General features: G+C 69.0%; 21 protein-coding genes. 18 read left to right on the top strand and 3 right to left on the bottom strand.

All coding sequences use genetic code 11. The annotated features are described in order from the left end of the window. The first annotated feature begins 2 nt into the window (after positions 1 to 2). From fabG to AB6V31_RS11880, 9 genes are read left to right on the top strand one after another with little or no spacing between them, the layout of a single operon-like run. Positions 3 to 743 carry a 3-oxoacyl-ACP reductase FabG gene (fabG, locus tag AB6V31_RS11920; RefSeq protein WP_369365872.1) on the top strand — a complete coding sequence of 247 codons (741 nt, stop codon included), beginning with the start codon at positions 3 to 5 and terminating at the stop codon, positions 741 to 743. A 29-nt stretch (positions 744 to 772) separates the two neighbouring features. Further along, the gene (gene fabZ / locus AB6V31_RS11915) at positions 773 to 1,195 is read left to right on the top strand and encodes a 3-hydroxyacyl-ACP dehydratase FabZ (protein WP_369365870.1); all 423 of its coding nucleotides are present in this window, start codon (positions 773 to 775) and stop codon (positions 1,193 to 1,195) included. Continuing rightward, positions 1,192 to 1,887 (top strand): ABC transporter ATP-binding protein, encoded by a 696-nt coding sequence (locus AB6V31_RS11910; protein ID WP_369365869.1) that lies wholly within the window; start codon positions 1,192 to 1,194, stop codon positions 1,885 to 1,887. Before fabZ ends, AB6V31_RS11910 begins: the two co-directional genes overlap by 4 nt. Then, positions 1,884 to 2,594: a flavodoxin family protein gene (locus AB6V31_RS11905; RefSeq protein ID WP_369365867.1), complete on the top strand. Its 711-nt coding sequence runs from the start codon at positions 1,884 to 1,886 to the stop codon at positions 2,592 to 2,594. Before AB6V31_RS11910 ends, AB6V31_RS11905 begins: the two co-directional genes overlap by 4 nt. Then, positions 2,578 to 3,852: an ABC transporter permease gene (locus AB6V31_RS11900; protein WP_369365865.1), complete on the top strand. Its 1,275-nt coding sequence runs from the start codon at positions 2,578 to 2,580 to the stop codon at positions 3,850 to 3,852. Before AB6V31_RS11905 ends, AB6V31_RS11900 begins: the two co-directional genes overlap by 17 nt. 10 nt (positions 3,853 to 3,862) lie before the next feature. Continuing rightward, complete coding sequence (locus AB6V31_RS11895) at positions 3,863 to 5,308, top strand: carotenoid oxygenase family protein (RefSeq protein WP_369365862.1); 1,446 nt, start codon at positions 3,863 to 3,865, stop codon at positions 5,306 to 5,308. Further along, positions 5,299 to 6,198 carry an ATP-binding cassette domain-containing protein gene (locus tag AB6V31_RS11890; protein WP_369365861.1) on the top strand — a complete coding sequence of 300 codons (900 nt, stop codon included), beginning with the start codon at positions 5,299 to 5,301 and terminating at the stop codon, positions 6,196 to 6,198. Before AB6V31_RS11895 ends, AB6V31_RS11890 begins: the two co-directional genes overlap by 10 nt. Continuing rightward, the gene (locus AB6V31_RS11885; RefSeq protein WP_369365859.1) at positions 6,195 to 7,073 is read left to right on the top strand and encodes an ABC transporter permease; all 879 of its coding nucleotides are present in this window, start codon (positions 6,195 to 6,197) and stop codon (positions 7,071 to 7,073) included. The genes AB6V31_RS11890 and AB6V31_RS11885 overlap by 4 nt, the downstream gene beginning before the upstream one ends. A 5-nt stretch (positions 7,074 to 7,078) precedes the next feature. After that, positions 7,079 to 9,112 (top strand): N-acetyltransferase family protein, encoded by a 2,034-nt coding sequence (locus AB6V31_RS11880; RefSeq protein ID WP_369365857.1) that lies wholly within the window; start codon positions 7,079 to 7,081, stop codon positions 9,110 to 9,112. 104 nt (positions 9,113 to 9,216) lie between these two features. Here the strand turns inward: AB6V31_RS11880 and AB6V31_RS11875 are convergent, their stop codons facing one another. Both AB6V31_RS11875 and AB6V31_RS11870 read right to left on the bottom strand, forming a co-directional pair. Next, positions 9,217 to 9,624 carry a RidA family protein gene (locus AB6V31_RS11875; RefSeq protein WP_369365855.1) on the bottom strand — a complete coding sequence of 136 codons (408 nt, stop codon included), beginning with the start codon at positions 9,622 to 9,624 and terminating at the stop codon, positions 9,217 to 9,219. A 26-nt stretch (positions 9,625 to 9,650) separates the two neighbouring features. Then, complete coding sequence (locus AB6V31_RS11870) at positions 9,651 to 10,184, bottom strand: hypothetical protein (protein WP_369365854.1); 534 nt, start codon at positions 10,182 to 10,184, stop codon at positions 9,651 to 9,653. Positions 10,185 to 10,475: 291 nt separating this feature from the next. Between AB6V31_RS11870 and sucC the strand changes: the two genes are divergently transcribed. Together sucC and sucD are read left to right on the top strand one after the other, a co-directional pair. Then, positions 10,476 to 11,639, top strand: coding sequence for an ADP-forming succinate--CoA ligase subunit beta (gene sucC / locus AB6V31_RS11865; RefSeq protein WP_369365852.1), 1,164 nt, complete (start codon positions 10,476 to 10,478; stop codon positions 11,637 to 11,639). Positions 11,640 to 11,656: 17 nt separating this feature from the next. Then, positions 11,657 to 12,559, top strand: coding sequence for a succinate--CoA ligase subunit alpha (gene sucD, locus AB6V31_RS11860; RefSeq protein WP_369365850.1), 903 nt, complete (start codon positions 11,657 to 11,659; stop codon positions 12,557 to 12,559). A 461-nt stretch (positions 12,560 to 13,020) separates the two neighbouring features. Here the strand turns inward: sucD and AB6V31_RS11855 are convergent, their stop codons facing one another. Next, entirely contained in the window at positions 13,021 to 14,472 is a 1,452-nt protein-coding gene (locus AB6V31_RS11855) for an NCS2 family permease (protein ID WP_369365848.1), read from the bottom strand. Between the two features lie 66 nt (positions 14,473 to 14,538). On the opposite strand from AB6V31_RS11855, the gene AB6V31_RS11850 reads away from it, so the two are divergent. From AB6V31_RS11850 to AB6V31_RS11820, 7 genes are all read left to right on the top strand, one after another. Next, on the top strand, positions 14,539 to 14,976 hold the full coding sequence (locus AB6V31_RS11850) for a nitroreductase family deazaflavin-dependent oxidoreductase (RefSeq protein WP_056226632.1): 438 nt from the start codon (positions 14,539 to 14,541) through the stop codon (positions 14,974 to 14,976). Between the two features lie 308 nt (positions 14,977 to 15,284). Then, positions 15,285 to 17,864: a nitrite reductase large subunit NirB gene (gene nirB, locus AB6V31_RS11845; protein ID WP_369366243.1), complete on the top strand. Its 2,580-nt coding sequence runs from the start codon at positions 15,285 to 15,287 to the stop codon at positions 17,862 to 17,864. After that, positions 17,861 to 18,364, top strand: coding sequence for a nitrite reductase small subunit NirD (nirD, locus tag AB6V31_RS11840; RefSeq protein ID WP_369365845.1), 504 nt, complete (start codon positions 17,861 to 17,863; stop codon positions 18,362 to 18,364). The genes nirB and nirD overlap by 4 nt, the downstream gene beginning before the upstream one ends. Next, positions 18,361 to 19,683, top strand: a complete 1,323-nt coding sequence (gene cobA, locus AB6V31_RS11835) for a uroporphyrinogen-III C-methyltransferase (protein WP_369365844.1) — start codon at positions 18,361 to 18,363, stop codon at positions 19,681 to 19,683. The genes nirD and cobA overlap by 4 nt, the downstream gene beginning before the upstream one ends. Next, positions 19,680 to 20,819 carry a uroporphyrinogen-III synthase gene (locus AB6V31_RS11830; RefSeq protein ID WP_369365842.1) on the top strand — a complete coding sequence of 380 codons (1,140 nt, stop codon included), beginning with the start codon at positions 19,680 to 19,682 and terminating at the stop codon, positions 20,817 to 20,819. Before cobA ends, AB6V31_RS11830 begins: the two co-directional genes overlap by 4 nt. Then, complete coding sequence (locus AB6V31_RS11825) at positions 20,816 to 21,529, top strand: sirohydrochlorin chelatase (RefSeq protein WP_369365841.1); 714 nt, start codon at positions 20,816 to 20,818, stop codon at positions 21,527 to 21,529. Before AB6V31_RS11830 ends, AB6V31_RS11825 begins: the two co-directional genes overlap by 4 nt. Before the next feature lie 60 nt (positions 21,530 to 21,589). Then, entirely contained in the window at positions 21,590 to 22,606 is a 1,017-nt protein-coding gene (locus AB6V31_RS11820) for a LacI family DNA-binding transcriptional regulator (RefSeq protein ID WP_056226640.1), read from the top strand. The last annotated feature ends 118 nt before the right edge of the window (positions 22,607 to 22,724 follow it).

Raw genomic sequence — 22,724 nt, 5'->3', positions numbered from 1 at the left:
TGATGGACACACGACGCGTGTGCGTGACGGGGGCGACGAGGGGGATCGGTCTCGCCATTGCCGAGCGATTCCTCGTGGACGGAGCTTCCGTTGCCGTGAACTACCGCAGCGATCGCCGGGGGACCCTCGCCGTTCTCCACCGTCTCGAGCGTGAGCATCCTGGCCGGGTACTTCCCGTGAGGGCCGACATCTCATCGTTCGACGACGTGAAGCGCATGTTCCAGGAGATCAAAGCCGCGTGGGGCGGCCTCGACGTCCAGGTGAACAATGCCGGTTACGCAGACGACTCGTACGCGCTCATGATGAGCGAGGATGCCTGGCGGTCGGTGATCGACACGGATCTCTCGGGCACGTTCGCTTGCAGCAAGCAGGCCGCATGGCTCATGGCTGCGCAGAAGTCGGGCGCCATCGTGAACATCTCCTCGGTGAGCGCCATCACGAGTCCCGCAGGCCAGGCGAACTATGCGGCGGCCAAAGCCGGGGTGCTCGCCTTCTCAAAGACGCTCGCGAAAGAACTCGCACGCATGAACATCCGCGTCAACGCGGTCGCTCCCGGATTCATCGAGACGGAGATGCTCGACGGGTTGCCAGCGGCGATGAGGGAGGACTACTCGGCGCTCATTCCCGGCCGGCGCTTTGGGCGTGCGGAAGACATCGCGAACGCCGTGCACTTTCTCGCGAGTCCCGGGGCGTCGTACATCACCGGTCATTGTCTCGTCGTGGACGGAGGGCTGACCGCATGAGCGGATCGATCGTCGCGCCGGTCGCGCCCATGACCGCCGCCGGCATCATGAGCCGGCTCCCGCACCGGTATCCGTTTCTCATGGTCGACCGTGTCGACGAACTGGTCCCCGGCTCTTTCATCGTCGCCATCAAGAACGTGACCGTCAACGAGCCGTACTTCACCGGACACTTCCCGGGCGACCCGGTCATGCCCGGCGTCATGATCCTCGAAGCGCTCGCACAGGCGGGTGGCCTGCTCTTCGACATCGGAGATCGTCTCTGCGTGCTCGCGCGGATCGACATGGTGCGGTTCCGGGGAGTCGTCCGTCCAGGAGACCGGCTTACGTTGACCGCTGAGTCCCTCGGTCAACTGGCGTCGATGGGCAAAGTGCGCGCGACGGCCACTGTGGACGAACGCGCCGTCGCCAGCGCCGATATCAGCTACAGCTTCGTCGAGGGAGGGTCCGCATGATCGCCGTCGAACATCTCTACCGCACGTACGGCGACGGGCCGGATCTTCTGCACGCGAATCGCGACGTCTCGTTTCAGGTCTCCACGGGAGAGTTCGTCGTCCTCGCGGGACCATCGGGATCGGGCAAGACCACGCTCCTGAACGTCATCGGCGGTCTCGACTCCGCGTCGTCAGGGTCAGTCCTCGTCGACGACGTCGAACTGACCGCCCTCTCGCCCCGTGCGCTCGCCGAGTTTCGCCGCGACCGCGTCGGGTACGTGTTCCAAAGGTCGAATCTGGTCGCCTCCCTGTCGGTCTACGAGAACGCGGTGCTGCAGCTACGACTGCAGAAGAGGTTGACCCGGGCGGCGCGTGATCGCACCCGCGCGCTCCTGGACGAGGTCGGACTCGGAAGCAAGCTCGGGGCGCTCCCCGCGCAGCTGTCGGGTGGCCAGCAGCAGCGCGCCGCGATCGTCCGAGCGGTCACCAGCGAGACCACTCTCGTCGTGGCAGATGAGCCGACGGCGAGTCTCGACTCGACGAATGCCGACGGGATTCTCCAGCTCATGCGTCGGCTGAACGAAGAGGGCGGCGTGACGATCCTCGTCTCGTCTCACGACGACCGGGTCATCGAGGCGGCGCGACGCGTCATCCACCTCGCGGACGGCGCGATCGTCTCCGACTCGGAAGCTGCCGGGGGAGGGAGCGCGTGAAGATCGTCGCCGTCCACTCGAGTCCGCGGCCGAACAACCTGAGTCACACGCGAGTGCTGCTCTCGGCCGTTCGGGATTACTTGCACAGTCGTCGACCCGACTGGGAATTCGAGGCCATCGCCCTCTGGGGGCGAAGGGTCTCGGTGTGTGATGGCAACGGCCGCTGCTTCCGCACGGACGGCTGCGTCTTCGACGACGACGCAGAACAGATCATCGAGCAGATGCTCGACGCAGACGGGGTGATCCTGGCGAGTCCGAACTACTGCGCGAACGTGAACTCCACCATGATGACCTTCGTCGAGAGGACGACACGCCTGAGTCACCGCCGACTTCTGACGGGCAAGGGGGCGCTGGCGCTGTCGACATCGGCGAGTCCGTTCGAGTCCACCCATGCCGCCGACTACCTCCGACGGGTGCTCGGCAGCTACGGTGCGAGCGTGGTCGACGCGTGCAACGTCGGGAGCCCGATGATCGTCTTCGACTATGGCGACTCGGAGCACGGCCGGATGATGCGCCGTCACGTCGACGACTTCATCGATGCGGTGGCCGATCCGCGCCGGCACCTTCCCGACGAGAGCTTCGGCATCGACGTGCGGCAGCAGCTGCGCGACAACCCGGAGTTCGCGCGGCGGCTTTTCCGCAGCGACGCCACCTACTTCGCTGAGGCTGAACGACGGGGGACGACCGCTCATGGCACGCACCAGTGACGCGGCCCCGCGTCGTGGATCCGCCGATGTGGGGGAGCGCCGGGACGGGTTGACGCCGCGCTACATCGTCTTCATGGCGTTGGCGATGATCCGCACCGACAGGCGAACAGTCCGCACGTTCTCGAGCGTGGCCGTCGCCACGTGGGGTCTTCTGCTCTCGTTTGCCGCTATCAACGGCATGGGCACGATGATGACGCAGTCCGCGAAAGACATCGTCAGCGGTGATGTGTCCGGTTTCGCCCAGGGCTACGAGTACTCGATGCTCAATCCGCAGACCGACGTGGTCTCCTACCTCGACGACGACGGCGGGCAGCTGGTCTCGAAGCTGGAGGAGTCGCCGGGCGTCTCCGCGGTTCGGACGAGGATCACGGCCGGCGCGCAGCTCTCGACAAGCGGTACGGATGCCGGTGTCGTCGTGATCGGATCGGACGTCGCGGCCGAGGGCTACATCATCCTCGCGGGCTCTCCCCCCAGCGGAGCTGATGAGATCTGTGTCAATCAGGGGCAACGCGACGACCTCGGCGTGTCGGTCGGCGACACCGTGACGCTGTCTCTCGCGGGCGCTCCCGCCGCTACGGCGACGACCACGGTGACGCTGGCGTGCGTGTACGACAGCAGCCGGTTCGGTCTCTTCCGCTCGAGCTTCATCGTGATGGACGTCGCGGGAGTGCAGGAACTCCTGGGCCGTCCCCACGCGCTGACGCAGGTGCTCCTCACCCTGAGGCCGGGCGCCGACGCAGCGGCGGAGTCTGCCGCCCTGTCGACCCGGTTCGCCGGGGTGACCTTCTCCACCGCCCAGGACACCGCGGGGCTCATCTTCGCGATTCAAACGGCCCAGCGGGCGGTCATGTGGGTCCTCGTGGTCGTCCTGGCATTGATCTGCGCGGTGCTCGTGGGACACGTCGTCGCGTTCGCGTTGCGACGTCAGCGGGGACAGATCGCCACCCTGCGGGCGATGGGCTTCGGCGCGAACGCGGTGCGCGCGGTGCACGCGACGCACACCGTGATCGTCGCAGCGCTCATGATCGCCGTCGGCACGATCGCCTCGCTCGTGAGCGTCGTGATCTGCGCGACAGTCGGGATCCCGATCGGCGGCGGGGTGCAACTCTTCGGGGAGAGCACCTTGCGCCCGTGGCTCGGTATCGGGGATGTCATCCTCACCGCCGCCGTCATGCTGATCGCCCTCCTTGTCGGGAATCTGCTCTCCACCCGCAAGCTGTTGCGCCTGTCGCCGGTCGCGATGATGCGCGCCGCCTGACCTGTCGCCTGTGAACCGAGAGAAGACGTCCATTGCTCGCCCGTCTCCCTACCGTCGTGGCCATTTCGCTCCCGTTCGGGAGGAGGTGACCGCCTTCGACCTCCCCGTCACCGGCGCGATTCCCGAGGATCTCGACGGACGGTACTTGCGTAACGGTCCCAACCCGCTTGGTATCGAGCATCCGCGTTTCCATTACTACCTGGGCGCCGGGATGATCCACGGAGTCCGCCTCGCCGGAGGCCGCGCCGAGTGGTATCGCAATCGCTGGGTTCGGCAGGCCCCGGTCTTGCGCGCACTGAGGGAGCCCCGGCGCTCCTACGGAGTCCTCGGAGGTATGGATGCCGCATCGAACATCAACGTGATCGGGCACGCGGGGAAGATCCTGTCGCTGGCGGAGGGTGGGACTCTCCCGTTCGAACTCAGCGGCGAACTGGACACGATCGGACCGTGCGACTTCGGCGGCGGGCTCCGCGGAGCGATGTCTGCTCATCCCAAGATCGACCCGATGACCGGTGACCTCCACAGCATCGGATACTTCGCGGGGTCGCCGATGGTGGACTACACCGTGGTCTCGGCCGCGGGGAGGCTGATTCGCAGTGAGCGCATCGACCTCCCGCACGCACCGATGATGCACGATTTCGCGCTGACCCCCCGCTATCTGGTGCTGATGGATCTGCCGGTCACCTTCGACGTCCTGGCGGCCGTCGCGGGCGACCCGTTCCCTTTCCGCTGGGACCCGGGGGCGGTCGCGCGGCTGGGACTCCTGCGACGCGTCGGCGCCCACGAGCAGCCGAGGTGGTTCGAGATCGAACCCGTGTGGATCTACCACACCGTCAATGCGCACGACACGTCGAGCGGAGCCGTCGTCGACGTCGTGACGCACCCGTCCATGTTCCGAGGGCGCGCAAGCGATATCAGTGGTCAGGGGATCCCGTCGCTCGAACGCTTTACGATCGACGCCCGCACGGGCCGCGTTTCGCGACGTGTTCTCGACGATCGGCCGCAGGAGTTCCCGCGTGTCGATGATCGCGTGCTCGGTCGCGTCCACCGCTTCGCGTACACGGCGAGTGCTGCCGCTTTCGTCGACACCTGGCGTCCGCGAGAGCTCGACACGATGGCGGACGGCGAGTTCGACAACGTCCTCTACAAGCACGACCTCGCGGGCGGTCGGACCCAGCGTCGGTGCTTCGCTCGTGACGCGGCCGTGGGAGAGGCGATCTTCGTGCCCCGACGCGGCGGCACAGACGCAGAGGACGACGGGTACCTGCTCAGTTACGTGCACGCGCCTGAGAGGGGAGCCAGCGATTTGGTGATCTTGGCCGCGGAGGACTTCGAGGGTGACGAACTCGCGCGGGTTCATCTGCCCTCGCGTGTACCACTGGGTCTGCATGGCAGTTGGATCCCCACGCAGGACACATCTGAGGCCCACGAGACGAAGGAGCACTCATGTCGATAGAAGTCGTCGATCTCTGCAGGGACTACGGAGCTCGGCGCGCCGTCCACGACCTCTCCCTCTCCGTGCCCGCGGGCTCGGTCTTCGCATTTCTCGGAGAGAACGGCGCGGGCAAGTCCACGACGATCGGCTGCATCACGACGACTCTCACACCGACGTCGGGCTCGATAACGGTCAACGGTTACGACGTGGAGCACGAACCGCATAACGTTCGCGCGAGCATCGGTGCCGTCTTCCAGTCCTCCCTTCTCGACCCTCTCCTCTCGGTTCGTGAGAACCTCGCGGTTCGCGCGGGCTTCTACGGACTCGGCCCTCGGGAGGCGCGTCGGCGCATCGAGACGCTGTCCGACCTCGTCGGCCTCGGTTCCTTCCTCGAGCGGCGATACGGGCCGCTGTCCGGCGGACAGAAGCGGCGGGCGGACATCGCTCGTGCGCTCGTGCACGAGCCTCGCGTGCTCTTTCTCGACGAGCCCACGGCCGGCTTGGACCCGCAGTCCCGAGAGAAGATCTGGGCGGCGATTCACGAACTGCGTGCCTCTCGCGGGACGACGATCTTCCTCACGACGCACTACATGGAGGAGACCGAGAACGCCGACCGGGTGTCCATCATCGACAAGGGTCGGATCATCGCGGAAGGCACGCCCGCGCAGCTTCGCTCTCAGTACAGCTCCAGCATCCTCACCGTGCGGTCCGACGATCAGACCGGGGTGGTGGCCGGGTGCCGGGCTCGGGGAATCGATGCCCGTGTGGTCGGTAGTGACATCGTCATCCCCCTGGCGTCATCGCGGGCTGCCACGGAGCTCCTCTCGGTCCTGCCGATCGATGACTTCGAGTTTCGCCACGGAACGATGGACGACGTGTTTCTCGCGCTCGTCAGAGGAGAGACCGCATGAGGAGCATCGCACTCCTGACGAGCCGGAACCTCCGCGTCTTCTTCCGAGACCGCTCTGGAGTGTTCTTCTCCTTGCTGTCGGCTCTGATCCTTATCGCGTTGTACGCATTGTTCCTCGGCGGCATCCAGGTCGACAGCCTGCAGACGTGGTTTCCGACGGCGTCCGATGCGGACGTGCGGTGGTTCGTCGACTCGTGGGTGTTCGCGGGCATCACGATGATCACCACCCTGACCACGTCGATAGCGGCGCTCGGCGTGTTCGTGGACGACAATGTCTCGGGTCGCTTTCGCGACTTCACCGTCTCGCCGATTCGTCGGAGCCACCTCGTCCTCGGTTACATGATCGCGGGCTTCACCGTCTCTCTGGTGATGACCGCGATCATCATCGCGATCGGCCAGCTGTACCTCCTGACCCAGGGCGACACCCCGTTGAGCCCGGCGAATCTAGCGGAGACGGGGGGATCGGTGATCCTGTCGAGTGCCGCTTTCTCAGCGCTGTCCACGTTCGCCGTGACGTTCCTGAGGTCCACGGGAGCATTCACCGCCTTGTCGACCGTCGTCGGGTCGTTGATCGGGTTCTTCTCCGGCGCCTACGTTCCCGCGGGCACTCTTCCCTCATCCGTGGTGGACGGCATCAACGTCTTGCCGTTCGCGCAAGCGGCCATGCTCATCAGAGAGCCCTACACCGAGCAGGCACTCGCCGCGCTCGTCGGCGGGCAAGATGACGCCGCACGAGCCGTCCGCGCGTTCTATGGGATGTCGGGGTCGGTCGGCGACTTCGCCGTCACAGCCGGCGTCGCGGTCAGCACCCTCGTGGTCGTCACGGTTCTCTTCGTCGGGCTCGGCGCCTGGCGCTTGTCTCGGACGATCCGGTAGCCGCCGTGGTCGACATCCGGCTGTTCGACCCGGCGCGTGACGCGCAGCGCGTCGCTGACTTCTACAACGAAGAGGGCTACGGTCCCATCGCCTCCGGTCGCGCGGCGACCGCGAGAATCATCCTCGACGTTCTTGCGGAACGCGCGGTGAAGCTCTTCGTCGTAGCGGAGCAGCGCGGCAGAATCGTTGGGACGCTGGGTTACGCGAGGATGTCCGGGCGCCGTGTCGCTCCCGACGGACAACTTTTCGCGGTGATGTTCCTCGTCGCCCCCTCTTTGCGTGCGGGCTTTCTCGTCGGCCGGTTGTTCAGCGACTCCTTCGAGCGTTTCACCACCCTGGGCGCGCGGTCGCTCCGTGTGGAAGTCGATCCCACGAATCGTCGGGCTCTTCCCCTGTACGTCCGCATCGGGTTCCGCCTGGTGGGGGACGGGCGCCCCGATGAAGAGGGATATCTCGAACTCGTCAGCCACCTGCCGGGCGTCGCGGCCGCGCTCCACGGGGAGCGGTCGTCGGTCGCGGGCGGACTCCCCTATGACGCCCGGACGATCAGGGAAGCGCGCAGGCAGACCATGACGACGGGCGTCGGGCGCGACCGAACGGGGGCGCCGACGATCTCGTACGATCTCGAGATCGATGGAGTACCGGTCCGGGCGGTAGCCCACGCCGACACCGGCGAGATTCTCTCCGCAACAGTCGACGGCGCCGACATCGATCGGCGAGCGGATGCCATGGGGGAGCGAGTTCGCGACGTCCGCTCCGAGGTGGTCCGCCCATTGGCAGACGGGTTCCTCATCGCCGTCCAGACGGGGGACGGCTCGATTCGCATCGAGCATCCGATCCATCTCGGCCCGCTGGCCGTGGATCCGTTTCCGGTGAGGGGGGAAACCCCGGCCGGTGTGCGTCGCCCTGCGGTGAGGGCGGTGACCACCTCCATCACGGATACGCGGTGGGTTTCCACGGACGGAGAGATCACGAGAACGGTCGAGTTCGGCCGGGGGTCAGTGAGCGTCAGGGTGGTGAACGGCGTCGGAGATGGCGTCACGATCTTTCCCTGGTCGGGCTTTCGGGCGGCGAGCTTGACCGTTTCGTCGGCGTCGGCAGAACTCGGCAGATCGGGACGATACATCCGCGGTGTCTGGCCACGCGATCACGCGGACTTCGAGGCGGCCGCGGACGACACGATCGAGGCGGAAAGCGCGCAGGCGGTCTGGGCCGACCTCACGACGGGGCTCGAGTTGAGCGTCGCGGTCTCGTCGCCCGGGCAGTGGCGGATCGAGGGTCCTCACCTTGCGCGGGTTTCCGCCGACGGTTCGCTGCACTATCGATACGTTCCTTGCAACCGTCGATCAGCCGACCTCGGCACCCGCACCGGGGGCGGGATTCCACGCCCATACGAGTCGATGAACCAGATCGAAGACGAGCCCATCTCAGACGGATCGCGTGTTGTCCTCGGAGCGACCGATCGGTACTCCGTCGACGTCGACCCACGCGAGGGGATCGTGAGCTGGCGGGTCGGAGACGTGGATGTCATCACGTCCGCGGCTTCGCACGGGGGCGTGGCGTCGATCGGCGTCCGGCGTGTCGCCATCTGGTTCGCATTGCAGCCCGACCGATTCGATCCGGATGCCGGAGCTGTCTCGGCATCTCCCGACGCGCGTCTGATGTACCGCCGCGGAGTCGACGGCTGGTCGGTCGAGCCGTTGCCGGACTCTCGCCTCATTCTTCGCGCGAATGCTCGCGGGGCGCGGCTCGCAGCGAACGAGGTGGTGGCATATCTCACGATTACGGCCGTCCAGGCAGAACTCTGGGATCCTTCCGAGGGGTGGCTGCCGGATGAGACAGCAGGGTGTCGGTGGAGAGCGTGGACGTCTCGGCTTCGCGTGCGCACGAGCAACGGAGTGATCGAGATCGATCCTCTGTCGGGTCGCTTCCCGGAGATTCTGGTGCGGCGAGAGTCGACCGGCATCACCGTCGCGATGTTCGCGCGCGCAGATGTCGCCGGCGAGGCGGTGGCGTGGCAGATGCGCTTCGTCCCGTGAAATCGTGTGCCCTGCGTTGGGCGGCGGCTGACATGCCGCGCGGGGCCGGTGCCGGCGCGGGACCGGCGAGTCGGCGTCCGACGAGCGCGCATGCCGAAGCTGGATCAGCTGACGACCGCAGCGACCGCCTCGATCTCGACCAGCTGGTCGTCGTAGCCGAGGACGGTGACACCCACCAGCGTGCTCGGTACGTCGTGGTCGCCGAAGGCGTCGCGCACGACCTCCCAGGCCGTGACGAGATCATCCTGACGGGTGGATGCCACGAGCACGCGCGTGCTGATCACGTCGGTGATCTCCGCGCCCGCCGCTCGCAGGGCGCCGGTCATCGTCTCGATGCACTTCGCCGCCTGCGCCGCATAGTCGCCGATGCCGGCGGTCGAGCCGTCGTCGTTCAGGGGACACGATCCCGCGAGGAAGATCAGCCGCGCGTTCGCCGGAGCGGTGGCGGCGTACGCGTACTCCGCCGCGTCGGACAGTGCGGTCGCGCGGATGAGGGTGACGGCGGAGGGCATCTCGGGTCCTTTCACGACGGATGCGGTCAGCGGGTCGGGCCGCAGTCGACGGCGAACGTCAGTGTCGCGTCGACGGGGGGAGCCTTTCGCAGATCCACGTCGCCGATCTTCAGCGCGGCGTCGGATTCGACGGGGAGGGCGTTCGCCGTGCCGTGGATCTCGGTGCCGCGGAAGGCGTCATCCGTGACCGTGACCTCTCCCTCGCCCAGGAACTGCACGGCGTATCCGTCGATCGCCCAGGCCGAGACGGCGGTCGCCTCCTCGGCATCCTCGAGCTGAGGCACCATCACGCCGGCATTCGGGCTCGGCGAATCAGCCGTCACCCGCGTACGCGCGTCATCGCACGCGCGCAGTCCGTCGCCGACGCCCGCCGATACCGTGCGCCTCTCGCCGTCCGCGACGAAGGTGATCTCCACGGTGTCGATCGCCGCGGGCACCGCCTGCGTCGCGGTCGGTGAGGGAGCGGCATCCGGGATCGTCGCGGTGCAGCCGGCGAGGCCGAGAGCAGCGCAGGATGCCAGCACGACGAGCGTCGTGCGCAGGTCCGGGCGAAGGGGCATGCCCCCCAACCTGGCACAGATGGTTCAGCGGCGCGTGGAGCGGGTGTTCTGGCGACCGGTTCGAGGCCCCGTGACCTGCTCGCCGTTCATCCACACCGGGCCGGTGCGACCGGTGTCGTTCTCTGCGGCGAGGTCCTCGGCCGTCCGCTGCGCTCGGCACCCCCTCCCATCGAGGGGGCAAGGGTCGGGGGTCTCCAGCCCCGTCTAGTAGGGTTGTCGACTGGCGAAGATCTCTTGATATCGAGAGAGTTCGCCTCCTCCCACCACCGATCGCCCAGCGAAGGATTGTCCGTGGATCTCTACGAGTACCAGGCACGTGATCTGTTCGAAAAGTACGAGGTGCCGGTACTCGCCGGCATCATCGCCGACACCCCTGAGGAGGCGAAGGCGGCCGCGGAGAAGCTCGGCGGTGTCGTCGTCGTCAAGGCTCAGGTCAAGACCGGAGGCCGCGGCAAGGCCGGCGGCGTGAAGGTCGCGAAGACCCCCGACGAGGCGTTCGAGGCGGCCCAGGCCATCCTCGGCCTCGACATCAAGGGTCACGTCGTCAAGCGCGTCATGGTCGCCGCCGGCGCCCGCATCGCCAAGGAGTTCTACTTCTCGGTGCTGCTCGACCGCGCCAACCGCTCCTACCTCTCGCTCTCGAGCGTCGAGGGCGGCATGGAGATCGAAGAGCTCGCCGTCGAGCGTCCCGAGGCGCTCGCGCGCATCGAGGTCGACCCGATCCAGGGCATCACGCCCGAGAAGGCCCTCGAGATCGCCAAGGCCGCGAAGTTCGACGACGAGCTGGCCCCCAAGGTGGCCGACGTCTTCGTCAAGCTCTTCAACGTCTACAAGGGCGAGGACGCCACGCTCGTCGAGGTGAACCCCCTCATCCAGAGCGAAGACGGCGACATCATCGCCCTCGACGGCAAGGTCTCGCTCGACGAGAACGCCGGCTTCCGTCACCCCGACCACGAGGCGCTCGAAGACAAGGACGCCGCCGACCCGCTCGAGGCCAAGGCCAAGCAGCACGACCTCAACTACGTCAAGCTCGACGGTCAGGTCGGCATCATCGGCAACGGCGCGGGCCTGGTCATGTCGACCCTCGACGTCGTCGCGTACGCCGGCGAGAAGCACAACGGCGTCAAGCCCGCCAACTTCCTCGACATCGGCGGCGGCGCCTCGGCGACCGTCATGGCCGCCGGCCTCGACGTCATCCTCGGCGACGAGCAGGTCAAGAGCGTCTTCGTCAACGTCTTCGGCGGCATCACCTCGTGCGTCGCCGTGGCCGAGGGTATCGTCAAGGCCCTCGAGATCCTCGGTGACACCGCCACCAAGCCGCTCGTCGTGCGCCTCGACGGCAACCAGGTCGAAGAGGGTCGCGCGATCCTCGCCGCCGCCAACCACCCGCTCGTCACCCTCGCCGCCGGTATGGACGAGGGCGCCGACAAGGCCGCCGAACTGGCCAACGCGTAAGGGATAGGGACAGAAACATGTCGATCTACCTCAACAAGGACTCCAAGGTCATCGTCCAGGGCATCACCGGCGGTGAGGGCACCAAGCACACCGCCCTCATGCTCAAGGCCGGCACCCAGGTCGTCGGTGGCGTGAACGCCCGCAAGGCCGGCACCACGGTCGCGCACAAGGACGCGTCGGGCAACGACGTCGAGCTGCCCGTCTTCGCCTCGGTCGAAGAGGCCATCCGCGAGACCGGCGCCGACGTGTCGATCGCGTTCGTGCCCCCGGCCTTCACGAAGGACGCGATGGTCGAGGCCATCGACGCCGAGATCCCCCTGCTCGTCGTGATCACCGAGGGCGTTCCCGTCGGCGACACCGCCGAGGCGTGGGCGTACTCGAAGGCCAAGGGCGAGAAGACCCGCATCATCGGCCCGAACTGCCCCGGCATCATCACGCCCGGCGAGGCGCTCGTGGGCATCACCCCCGCGAACATCACCGGCAAGGGACCCATCGGCCTCGTGTCGAAGTCGGGCACCCTGACCTACCAGATGATGTTCGAGCTGCGCGACCTCGGCTTCTCGACCGCCATCGGCATCGGCGGCGACCCGGTCATCGGCACGACGCACATCGACGCCCTCGCGGCGTTCGAGGCCGACCCCGAGACCAAGGCCATCGTCATGATCGGTGAGATCGGTGGAGACGCCGAAGAGCGCGCCGCCGACTTCATCAAGGCCAACGTCACCAAGCCGGTCGTCGGCTACGTCGCCGGCTTCACCGCCCCCGAGGGCAAGACCATGGGCCACGCCGGCGCCATCGTCTCGGGCTCGGCCGGAACCGCTCAGGCGAAGAGGGAGGCCCTCGAGGCCGCCGGCGTCAAGGTCGGCAAGACGCCGTCCGAGGCTGCCGCCCTGATGCGCGAGATCATCGAGAGCCTGTAAGCAGCACTCTCTGCGGGGCCCGGATGCCATGGCATCCGGGCCCCTTCTCGTGCCCGGCGGGTCGCGGGCCGGGCGGTTGCGCCTCGGGCGGCGGGGTGGGCCGCGCGAGGACGCACTGATTCGACGAGGACGTATCGGATGGGCGGCAAACGGGTGCGGTCTCGGCGAACGGGTGCGTCTTCGGGGCGGCGGGTCGGGGGCGGCGGCGCGGGGCGGGGCGGGGTGGACCGCGTGAGGACGTACGCGATCGTCGAGGACGCATCGGATGGGTGGGAAACGGGTGCGGTCTCGGCGAACGGGTGCGTCTTCGGGCTACGGGTCGGTCGCTCCGCCGCGCGGCGCGCGACGGCGGCCGGGCGCTTTGCGGGCGACGCGTGGGGCCGCGACGCGCACCCGGCCCGCGGCGGCGATGAAAAGGGGCCCGGATGCCGTGGCATCCGAGCCCCTTCAGAGCACCGGGCTCAGCCGAGCAGGGCCTCGACCGGACCGCGGGCGAAGAAGACCACGAAGCCGGCGGCGACGATCCACAGCAGCGGGCTGATGCGGCGCGCGCGACCCGACAGCGCCTGGATCAGCACCCAGCTGACGAAGCCCGCGCCTATGCCGTTGGCGATCGAGTAGGTGAGGGGCATCACGGTGACGGTGAGGAACACCGGGATCAGCACCGACATGTCGCTCAGGTCGACGTGGCGGATCTGCGCCATCATCAGCGCCCCGACGATCACCAGGGCCGCGGCGGCGATCTCGGTGGGGACGATGCTCGTCAGCGGTGTGAAGAACATCGCGAGGAGGAACAGGCCGCCGGTGACGACGTTCGCGAGACCCGTGCGGGCACCCTCGCCGATGCCGGAGCCCGACTCGATGAACACGGTGTTCGACGACGACGACGTCGCTCCACCCGCGACGGCGCCGATGCCCTCGATCACCAGCGCCGAACGCAGGCGCGGGAAGGTGCCGTCAGGAGCCGCGAGGCCCGCCTCGCGCGAGAGGCCGGTCATCGTGCCCATGGCGTCGAAGAAGTTCGTGAACACGAGCGTGAAGACGAGCATGAGCGCGGCGAGTACGCCGATGCGCCCGAAGGATCCGACCAGGTCGACCTGACCGACGAGCGACAGGTCGGGGAGGCTCACCCACTGCGCGGGGAGGGTCGGGACGCTCAGGCCCCAACCGCCGGGGTTGCCGTCGGCCTTGGCCCCGAGACCGGTGACGGCCTGGACGATCACGGCGATGACGGTGCCCGAGAGCAGACCGATCAGCAGGGCGGCCTTGACCTTGCGGACGAGGAGCACGGCGGTGATGACGAGGGTCAGCACGAACAGGGCGGTGGGGATCGTGGTGATCGAGCCGCCGACGCCGAGACCGACCGGGGGAGAGCTGAGGCCGGTCGAGGTGACCAGGCCGCTGTCGACGAAACCGATGAACGCGATGAACAGGCCGATGCCGACCGTGATCGCCGTCTTGAGCGCGAGGGGCACGGCCTCGAAGATCATCCGGCGCAGGCCGGTGACCGCGAGCAGGACGATGATGAGGCCGTTGATGACCACGAGGCCCATCGCCTCGGGCCAGGTGACCTGACCCACGATGCCGACCGCGAGGAACGAGTTGATGCCGAGGCCCGCGGCGAACGCGAACGGCAGACGCGTGACTAGTCCGAAGAGCATCGTCATGACACCCGCGGTGAGTGCGGTGACCGCGGCGACCTGCGAGAAGCCGAGCGCATCGCCCGCGACGTCGGGGGTGCCCGACAGGATGATCGGGTTCAGGATGACGATGTACGCCATCGTGACGAAGGTGACGACGCCGCCGCGGATCTCTCCGCCGACGGTCGAACCGCGGGCGGTGATCTCGAAGAACCTGTCGAAAGCGTTCTTCGGTTCGGGGACGGCCGTGGTCTCGGGAGCGGAAGCGCTCATGAAGGCTCCAGGAAAAAGAGGGAGGGACTAGACCGGAGGGGAAGACGCCGACGTATCGTGTGAGCTATGTCACTCTCAGGAGAGTATCTACCCAGCACCAGCGAATGGGCCCGCCAGCAGGCGGAGACTTTCGAAGCCACGGGGGGCAAAGAGTCCGCCGACATGCGGGGCGTACCCATCATCGTCCTCACCACCGTCGGTGCCAAAACGGGCGGCCTGCGCAAGACAGCGCTGATGCGCGTCGAGCACGACGGAAAGTACGCGGTCGTCGCCTCGAAGGGCGGAGCCCCTGAGCACCCCGCCTGGTTCTACAACCTCGTCAAGAACCCCCGCGTCGCCCTGCAGGACGGCGACGTGAAGAAGGAGTACGACGCGCACCAGGCCGAGGGAGCGGAGCGCGAGGAGTGGTGGGGCTACGCGACCGAGGTCTGGCCCGACTACGACGAGTACCAGAAGAAGACCGACCGCCGCATCGAGCTGTTCGTGCTGGAGCCGGTCGAGTAAATCCCCTCGGCCGCTCATCCGCGTGAGTGTCCACGACACCCGGACGGATCGAGAATTCGTCCGGGTGTTGCGGACACCCGACGGTGTGGGGTCGACGCGCAACGGGGATCAGAGGTCCGGATGCCGTCATCCAAACCTCACACCGAGCCCTCGGCCGCGTGAGAGAAACGTTCGCCCGGGGTAACGCGGGCGCGAGGGCGGGGGAAACCTCGGCTGCCTAGCGTCGGGGCATGGCCCGCTCGAACCCCGCAATCGGAACGAAACACGCCGCTGACGCGTCGGCAAAGTCCGCCGCGTACGGTGACGGCATGCTCCACCCCGCTCCATCCGGATCCGTCGTGGTCGTGGGTGCGGGAATGGTGGCCCACCGCTTCGTCGAGAGCCTCACAAGCCGCGACACCGAGGGCCGCTGGTCGGTCACGGTGTTGGGCGACGAAGCCCGCGGGCCGTACGACCGCGTGGGCCTGACCGGCATCTTCAGCGGCAAGACCCCCGACGACCTCGCCCTCGATCCCGCGGTACTCGCCCACGAGCGGGTGCGGGTGAAGACCGACGCCCGCGTCACGAAGATCGACCGCGCGGCGCGCACCGTCACCACGGCGGGGGGCTCGACCCACGCGTACGACCGCCTCGTGCTGGCGACCGGGTCGTTCGCCGCGCGTCTGGCCCTCGACGGCTTCGACCACCAGGGGTGTTTCGTCTACCGCACGCTCGACGACGTCGCCGGCATGCGCGCCTGGGTCGCGAAGCGCTCGGCGCAGCTCGGCCGGCCCCTGCGCGGCGCGGTCGTCGGCGGCGGTCTGCTCGGACTCGAAGCCGCGGGGGCGCTGCAGGCCGAGGGCGTCTCGCCCTTCGTTCTGCAGTCGAACGAGCGCCTGATGTCGGCCCAGCTCGACCTCGGCGGGGCGCGCACCCTGCAGCGGCTCATCGAAGCGCGCGGCATCGAGGTGCGCACGAGCTCGGTGACGACCCGGGTGGATGCCGACAAGTCCGGCGCCGTGTGCGGCCTCGAGCTGCGCGACGGCACGTGGGAGGCCGTCGACATCGTGGTCTTCACGGTCGGCGTGCGGCCGCGCGACGAACTCGCCCGGGCGGCGGAGCTGCGGGTCGATGCCCGCGGCGGTGTCGTGATCGACGAGGGCTGCGACACCTCGGACCCCTCGATCATGGCGATCGGCGAGGTCGCGAGCTTCGACGGGCAGTGCATCGGCCTCGTCGCCCCCGGCTACGCGATGGCCGAGGTCGCCGCGACCCGCCTGCTCGGTAGCGAGGCCGCCTTCCCCGGTTTCGACACCTCGGCCAAGCTCAAGCTCTCGGGCGTCGAGGTCGCGAGCTTCGGTGACGCGTTCGCTGAGACGCCGAACGCCCTCGACGTGACCTACGCCGACCCGGTGTCGGGCGTCTACAAGAAGCTCGTGCTGAGCGACGACGCGCAGACGCTTCTCGGCGGCATCCTGGTCGGCGACGCCTCGGCGTACACCTCGCTGCGTCCGCTCGTCGGTCGTGCCCTCGGCGGCGACCCCGCGGCCTACCTCATGCCCTCCGACCTCGCTCCGGCGCCGCAGGGCGACCTGCCCGCCGATGCGATCGTGTGCTCGTGCAACGGCGTCACCGCCGGAACCGTGCGCGAGGCCGTCATCGAACACCAGTGCGCGGATGCCGCCGAGGTCAAGGCCTGCACCAAGGCCGGGGCTGCGTGCGGCTCGTGCTTCACGCTCGTGAAGAAGCTCGTGGCGACCGAGCTCGCGGCATCCGGAAAAGAAGTCTCGAACGGACTGTGCGAACACTTCTCGTTCACCCGGGCGCAGCTGTTCGACGCCGTCCGGGTCTCGGGGCTGCGCACCTTCACCTCGATCGTCGAGCGCTTCGGCACCGGCCGCGGCTGCGACATCTGCAAGCCGGCCCTCGCGAGCATCCTCGCCAGCCTCTACTCGGGGCACGTGCTCGACGGCGAGCTCGCGACGATGCAGGACACGAACGACCACGTGATGGCCAACATCCAGCGCGACGGCAGCTACAGCGTCGTCCCGCGCATCCCGGGTGGCGAGATCACGCCCGAGGGGCTCGTCGTGATCGGCGAGGTCGCGCGCGACTTCGGGCTCTACACGAAGATCACCGGCGGACAGCGGATCGACCTGTTCGGCGCTCGCCTCGACCAGCTGCCCGACATCTGGAAGCGCCTCGTCGACGCCGGCTTCGAATCCGGACACGCCTACGGCAAGTCGCTGCGCACGGTGAAGTCGTGCGTCGGCTCGACCTGGTGCCGCTACGGCGTGCAGGACTCGGTCGGCATGGCCGTGCAGCTCGAGCTGCGCTATCGGGGCCTGCGCTCGCCGCACAAGCTCAAGTTCGGCGTCTCGGGCTGCGCGCGCGAATGCGCCGAGGCCCGCGGCAAGGACATCGGGGTGATCGCGACCGAGGCCGGGTGGAACCTCTACGTCGGCGGCAACGGCGGCTTCACCCCGCGCCACGCGGTGCTGTTCGCCGAGGGCCTCGACGACGAGGGGCTGCTGCGGGCGATCGACCGGTTCCTCATGTTCTACATCCGCACCGCCGACCGGCTGCAGCGCACCGCGCCCTGGGTCGAGGAATACGAGGGCGGACTCGAAGCACTCAAGGGCGTCGTGTTCGACGACACGCTCGGCATCGCCGACGATCTCGACCGGGCCATGGCATCCCACATCGACGCCTACGAAGACGAGTGGGCCGCGACCCTCGCCGATCCCGAGAAGCTCAAGCGCTTCCAGAGCTTCGTGAACGCGCCCGAGGTCGCCGACCCCTCGCTCGCCTACGTCGCCGAGCGCGGCCAGGCCCGACCCGCCACGGCTGAGGAACGCGCGTCGGGCACGGTGCTCATCGGTGGCACGACGCTGGCGGTGCGGTCATGACCCTGATGGAGACGACTCCGGATGCCGGGGCCCCGGCCATGACGTCGGGTTCGGCCGGCGCTCCCGACGGGCCGGCGGCGCAGGGCTGGACCCGCGTCTGCCGCGTCGACGACCTGCTCGTCGAGCGCGGGGCGGCGGCCCTGCTCGGCGACCGGCAGATCGCGCTGTTCCGGAGCTTCGACGGCCGCATCTTCGCGACCGACCAGATCGACCCGTTCAGTGGGGCGGCCGTGCTCTCGCGCGGGATCGTCGGCGACCGCGGGGGAGTGCCGACCGTCGCCTCGCCCATGTACAAGCAGGTGTTCGACCTGCGGACCGGCGCGTGCCTCGATACGCAGGGCAAGGAACAGCTGACCGTGGCCGTGCACCCGGTGGCGGTCGCCGAAGGTGACGTGTTCGTGAAGCTCGTGACCGCCTCGGCGTCGGCGAGCAGCGCGCACGCCGACCCCGCGCACGCCGACCCCGCGCACGCCGACCCCGCAGAAGGAGACGCCCGATGATCGCTCTCGCAGGACTCGACCTCACCGACAAGCTCGTCGTGTGCGTGGGCGGCGGCTCCGTCGCCGAGAAGCGCATTGCACGGCTGCGGGCCGCCGGCGCCCGGGTGCGGGTGGTCGCACCCGTGATGACGCCGGGTCTCGCCGCGCTCGCCGCCGCGGGTGACATCGAGTGGCTCGCCAGGGGATTCGCCGACACCGACCTCGACGACGCCTGGTTCTGCCACACGGCCACGGGCGCGGCATCCGTCGACGCAGCCGTCGTCGCCGCAGCCGAAGCGCGCCGCGTGTGGTGCGTCAACGCGGGCCACGGCGGCAAGGGCACCGCGCGCCTGGCCGCCGAGACCACGAGTGGCGACGTCATGGTCGGCGTCGTCTCCACCGCGGGAGCCGACCCCCGCCGCAGCGTCGCCGTGCGTGACGCCATCGCCCAGCGCCTCGCCGAAGGCGCCCTTCCGCTCCGCCGCCGACGTCGCCCGCTAGTGGGGAGCGTGGCGCTCGTCGGCGGCGGTCCCGGCCCGGTCGACCTGCTGACGGTGCGCGCCCGCGCGCTGCTGGCCGAGGCCGACGTCGTCGTGCACGACCGGCTCGGACCCACCGGCGTGCTCGCCGAACTCGGTGACGACGTCGAGCTGATCGACGTGGGCAAGCGGCCGCAGCACCACCCGGTGCCGCAGCACGAGATCAACGCGATCCTCGTCGACCGCGCGGCTCGCGGGCTGCGCGTCGTCCGACTCAAGGGCGGCGACCCGTTCGTCTACGGCCGCGGCGGCGAGGAGGTCATCGCGTGCCGCGAGGCAGGCATCGCGGTCGAGGTCGTGCCCGGTATCTCCAGCGCGATCGCCGTTCCCTCATCCGCGGGCATTCCCGTGACGCACCGGGGCGTCGCCGGTACCCTGCATGTCGTGAACGGTCAGGACACCCCGAGCGAAGCGACCCTCGCCGCCCTGCGCGACGACAGCGCCACGGTCGTCGCGCTCATGGGCGTCAGCGCCCTGCCGCGCTTCGTCGCCGCGGCCCGCGCCGCCGGTGCTCCCGAGACGCGGCCCGTCGCCTTCGTCGAGAACGGCCACACGCCCGCTCAGCGCACGATCCGCACCACGCTCGGAACGGCGATGGCGGATGCCGAGACCCACCGCCTCGCGAACCCCGCGGTGCTCGTGTTCGGTGAGGTCGCCCGGGCCGACCTGCTGCTGCCGGTCGCGGCGCCCGCTGCGGCGTCGCTCCAGCCTGCTTCCGCGGCGGTCGCGGCGCCCGCTGCGGCTCAGGCGCCCGCGACGTCGAGCGCGGTCGCGGTCGGCCAGAGCGAGGGCATCGGGTGACCACACCCGCGCGGACGATCAGCACGGTGCTCCAGGGGTGCACCGTGCTGCTTCCCGTCGATCGACGGTCGGGGGAGCTGTCGGCCGCGCTCGAGCGCCACGGCGCGCGCGTGCGCGTCGCTCCGGCCCTCACGATCGTGCCGCACGTCGACGACGACGAACTGATCGCGCAGACGCGATCGCTGGTCGCCGACCCTCCCGACGTCGTCGTGGCCACCACCGGCGTGGGGTTCCGCGCGTGGATGGAGACCGCCGACGAGGCGGGTCTGCACGACGCGCTCGCGCCCGTGCTCGACGGCGCACGCATCGTCGCGCGCGGCCCCAAGGCGCGCGGGGCCATTCAGCAGGCCGGGTTCGAAGCCGACTGGGTCGCCGAGAGCGAGACCGCCGCCGAACTGCGCGACTTCCTCGTGGCCGAGGGCATCGAGGGACTGCACGTCGCTGTGCAGCACCACGGCTCCGGCGCCGACGGTCTCGACGAGGCGTTCGAAGCGGCCGGCGCGCGCGTGACCAGCCTCACCATCTACCGGTGGGGTCCACCGCCCGACCCCGAGGTCGTCGCCGCGTCGACCCAGCAGGTCGCGCGGGGAGAGATCGACGCGGTGCTGTTCACCTCGGCCCCCGCCGCGCGCGAGTGGATCCTCGCCGCCGAGCGGGCCGACGCGCTCGACGGAGTGGCCTCGCGAGCGGCCCGCGGGCACGCGCTCGTCGCCGCTGTCGGGCCCATTACCGCGGGTCCGCTCCTCGAGGCGGGCATCACCCCGCTCATCCCCGACCGCGGGCGCCTCGGCGCGCTCGTGCGAGCTGTGGTGACGCACTACGGCGGGGCGGACGCGGCTCTCATCCCCACGACGGTCGGGCGTCTCGGCATCCGCTCATCGGGAATCGTGTTCGACGGGGAGTTCACACCCTTGCCGCGCACCGGCGTCGAGATCCTGCGGGCGCTCGCCAGAAACCCCGGGGCGGTCGTCTCGCGCGCCGACCTGACCGCCGCGCTGTCGAGCGCCGAGGCCAGTGGCCACGCTGTCGAGGTAGCGGTGGCCCGCACGCGCGAGGCGCTCGGCGGGCTTGACCTGATCCGTACCGTCTACAAGCGCGGATATCGGCTCGACGTGATCGATGAGGAGGACGCATGACCGCCGTACTGATCGCCTGCGCCCACGGCACGAGGTTCGAAGAGGGCCGCGTCGTCGTACGCGAGCTGCTCGACGTGCTGCGCGCGACAGCTCCCGCCGACGTCGAGGTGCACGAGGCGTACGTCGACGTGCACGGTCCGTACGTCGCCGACGTGGTCGCCGCAGCCCGCGAGCGCACGGACGACATCGTGATCGTGCCGCTGCTGCTGTCGACCGGGTACCACACCGAGGTCGACCTGGTGGAGGCCGCCGACGGACTGCCGGTCGCCCCCGCGCTCGGACCCCACCCGGTGCTGGCCGAGATCCTCGCCGATCGCGTGCGCGCCGCCGGAGCCCGTCCCGACGACACTGTCGTGCTCGCCGCGGCGGGGTCCACCCGCCCGGGCGCGGTGGTCGACGTCGAACGCATGGCGGAGCTGATGGCGGAAGCCGGGGTCACCGGTCCCGTCGTCACGGCCTACGCCGCGGCATCCGATCCCCGCATTCCGGATGCCGTGGCCACCGCACGCGCAGACGGTCGCCGCACGGTCGCGGCGAGCTACGTCCTCGCTCCGGGCCACTTCTCGCGCGTGATCGAGAAGGCGGATGCCGACCTGACCACCGCCCCAATCGGCGCCGACCCGCGCCTGGCGACGGTGGTGTGGGAGCGGTGGCGCGATGCGCGTGTGCCGCTCTCGTTGCAGACGGTCGCGCACAATGGCGAGAGCTGACCCGTCGCACGGTGGCGGAGCGGTCTGTACAACGTTGTACAGTGAGCCCATGGAGATCCGATGACGGCCACCCTGCATGACGTCGCGCGGCTGGCTTCGGTGTCGATCAAGACCGTCTCGAACGTCATCAACGATCGGCCGAACATCCGCCCCGCCACGCGCGAGCGGGTCGAGCAGGCCATCGCCGAGCTGGGCTACACGCCCAACCTGACGGCGCGCAATCTGCGCAGCGGACGCACGGGTGCCATCGCCTTGGCCGTGCCCGATCTGGCGTTGAGCTACTTCGCCGAGCTCGCCGCGATCGTCATCGCCGAGGCCGAACGGCGGGGGGTGGTCGTGCTCGTCGAGCAGACCGGCGGCGACCGGGAGCGCGAGATCGAGTTGCTGCGCTCGCCGCGGCTGAAGCTCACCGACGGGCTCATCTTCAGTCCCCTCGGAATGGGGCAGGACGACGTCGATCGGCTCGAGGTGACCTACCCGATGGTGCTGCTGGGTGAGCGCATCTTCGACGGGCCGACCGACCACGTGACCATGCGCAACGTCGACGCCGCGCGCGACGCGACGCGATTCCTGCTGAAGAGCGGGCGTCGGCGCATCGCCCTCGTGGGCGCCCATGACGGCGAGGTCATCGGCTCGGCCGGACTCCGCCTGAGGGGCTATCGCGAGGCGCTCGACGAGGCGGGGGTCGCGTACGACGACGACATCGTCGGGTACACGACCATGTGGCATCGCGCGAACGGAGCCGATTCGATGCGCGAGTTGCTGCGCCGAGGCGTCGACTTCGACGCCGTGCTCGGGCTCAACGACACTCTTGCGCTGGGTGCCATGAGGGCCCTGCAGGAGGCGGGGCGACTCGTGCCCGACGACGTCTGGGTGGTGGGCTTCGACGACCTCGACGAGGCGCAGTACTCGATCCCGTCACTCACGACCATCGATCCGGGCCAGGACTGGATCGCGCGGACCGCGGTCGAGACGCTTCTCGCGCGCATCGCCGGGCCCTCGGAGGCGCCGGCTCCGCAGCTGCTTCTCGCCGACTATCGCCTGGTCGAGCGCGAATCGGCGCCCGGCCTGCGCTGAGTCGCAGACGCGGCGCTTGACAGCGCGTCGCCCGAGAGGCATCATCCTTTTACAACGTTTACTTCCAACGTTGTAAATCGTGCAGAGCGGCACTCTTCAGGCGCCGGGCTGCGCCGAT

Origin of the sequence: Microbacterium sp. 16-032 (genome assembly GCF_041079455.1) — a bacterium.
Lineage (GTDB): Bacteria > Actinomycetota > Actinomycetes > Actinomycetales > Microbacteriaceae > Microbacterium > Microbacterium testaceum_A.
Note: the sequence above shows the minus strand (reverse complement) of the source record. Positions and strands in the feature narration are given on the sequence as shown.

What these genes read in the sequence shown, in the direction of transcription:
- AB6V31_RS11870 (WP_369365854.1), bottom strand. Translation starts at nt 10,184, where the DNA reads ATGCCCCTTCGCCCGGACCTGCGCACGACGCTCGTCGTGCTGGCATCC.
- AB6V31_RS11825 (WP_369365841.1), top strand. Translation starts at nt 20,816, where the DNA reads ATGACCGCCGTACTGATCGCCTGCGCCCACGGCACGAGGTTCGAAGAG.
- AB6V31_RS11820 (WP_056226640.1), top strand. Translation starts at nt 21,590, where the DNA reads ATGACGGCCACCCTGCATGACGTCGCGCGGCTGGCTTCGGTGTCGATC.
- AB6V31_RS11890 (WP_369365861.1), top strand. Translation starts at nt 5,299, where the DNA reads ATGTCGATAGAAGTCGTCGATCTCTGCAGGGACTACGGAGCTCGGCGC.
- cobA (WP_369365844.1), top strand. Translation starts at nt 18,361, where the DNA reads ATGATCGCTCTCGCAGGACTCGACCTCACCGACAAGCTCGTCGTGTGC.
- nirB (WP_369366243.1), top strand. Translation starts at nt 15,285, where the DNA reads ATGCTCCACCCCGCTCCATCCGGATCCGTCGTGGTCGTGGGTGCGGGA.
- AB6V31_RS11850 (WP_056226632.1), top strand. Translation starts at nt 14,539, where the DNA reads ATGTCACTCTCAGGAGAGTATCTACCCAGCACCAGCGAATGGGCCCGC.
- AB6V31_RS11875 (WP_369365855.1), bottom strand. Translation starts at nt 9,624, where the DNA reads ATGCCCTCCGCCGTCACCCTCATCCGCGCGACCGCACTGTCCGACGCG.
- nirD (WP_369365845.1), top strand. Translation starts at nt 17,861, where the DNA reads ATGACCCTGATGGAGACGACTCCGGATGCCGGGGCCCCGGCCATGACG.
- AB6V31_RS11855 (WP_369365848.1), bottom strand. Translation starts at nt 14,472, where the DNA reads ATGAGCGCTTCCGCTCCCGAGACCACGGCCGTCCCCGAACCGAAGAAC.
- AB6V31_RS11900 (WP_369365865.1), top strand. Translation starts at nt 2,578, where the DNA reads ATGGCACGCACCAGTGACGCGGCCCCGCGTCGTGGATCCGCCGATGTG.
- AB6V31_RS11910 (WP_369365869.1), top strand. Translation starts at nt 1,192, where the DNA reads ATGATCGCCGTCGAACATCTCTACCGCACGTACGGCGACGGGCCGGAT.
- sucD (WP_369365850.1), top strand. Translation starts at nt 11,657, where the DNA reads ATGTCGATCTACCTCAACAAGGACTCCAAGGTCATCGTCCAGGGCATC.
- fabG (WP_369365872.1), top strand. Translation starts at nt 3, where the DNA reads ATGGACACACGACGCGTGTGCGTGACGGGGGCGACGAGGGGGATCGGT.
- fabZ (WP_369365870.1), top strand. Translation starts at nt 773, where the DNA reads ATGACCGCCGCCGGCATCATGAGCCGGCTCCCGCACCGGTATCCGTTT.
- AB6V31_RS11885 (WP_369365859.1), top strand. Translation starts at nt 6,195, where the DNA reads ATGAGGAGCATCGCACTCCTGACGAGCCGGAACCTCCGCGTCTTCTTC.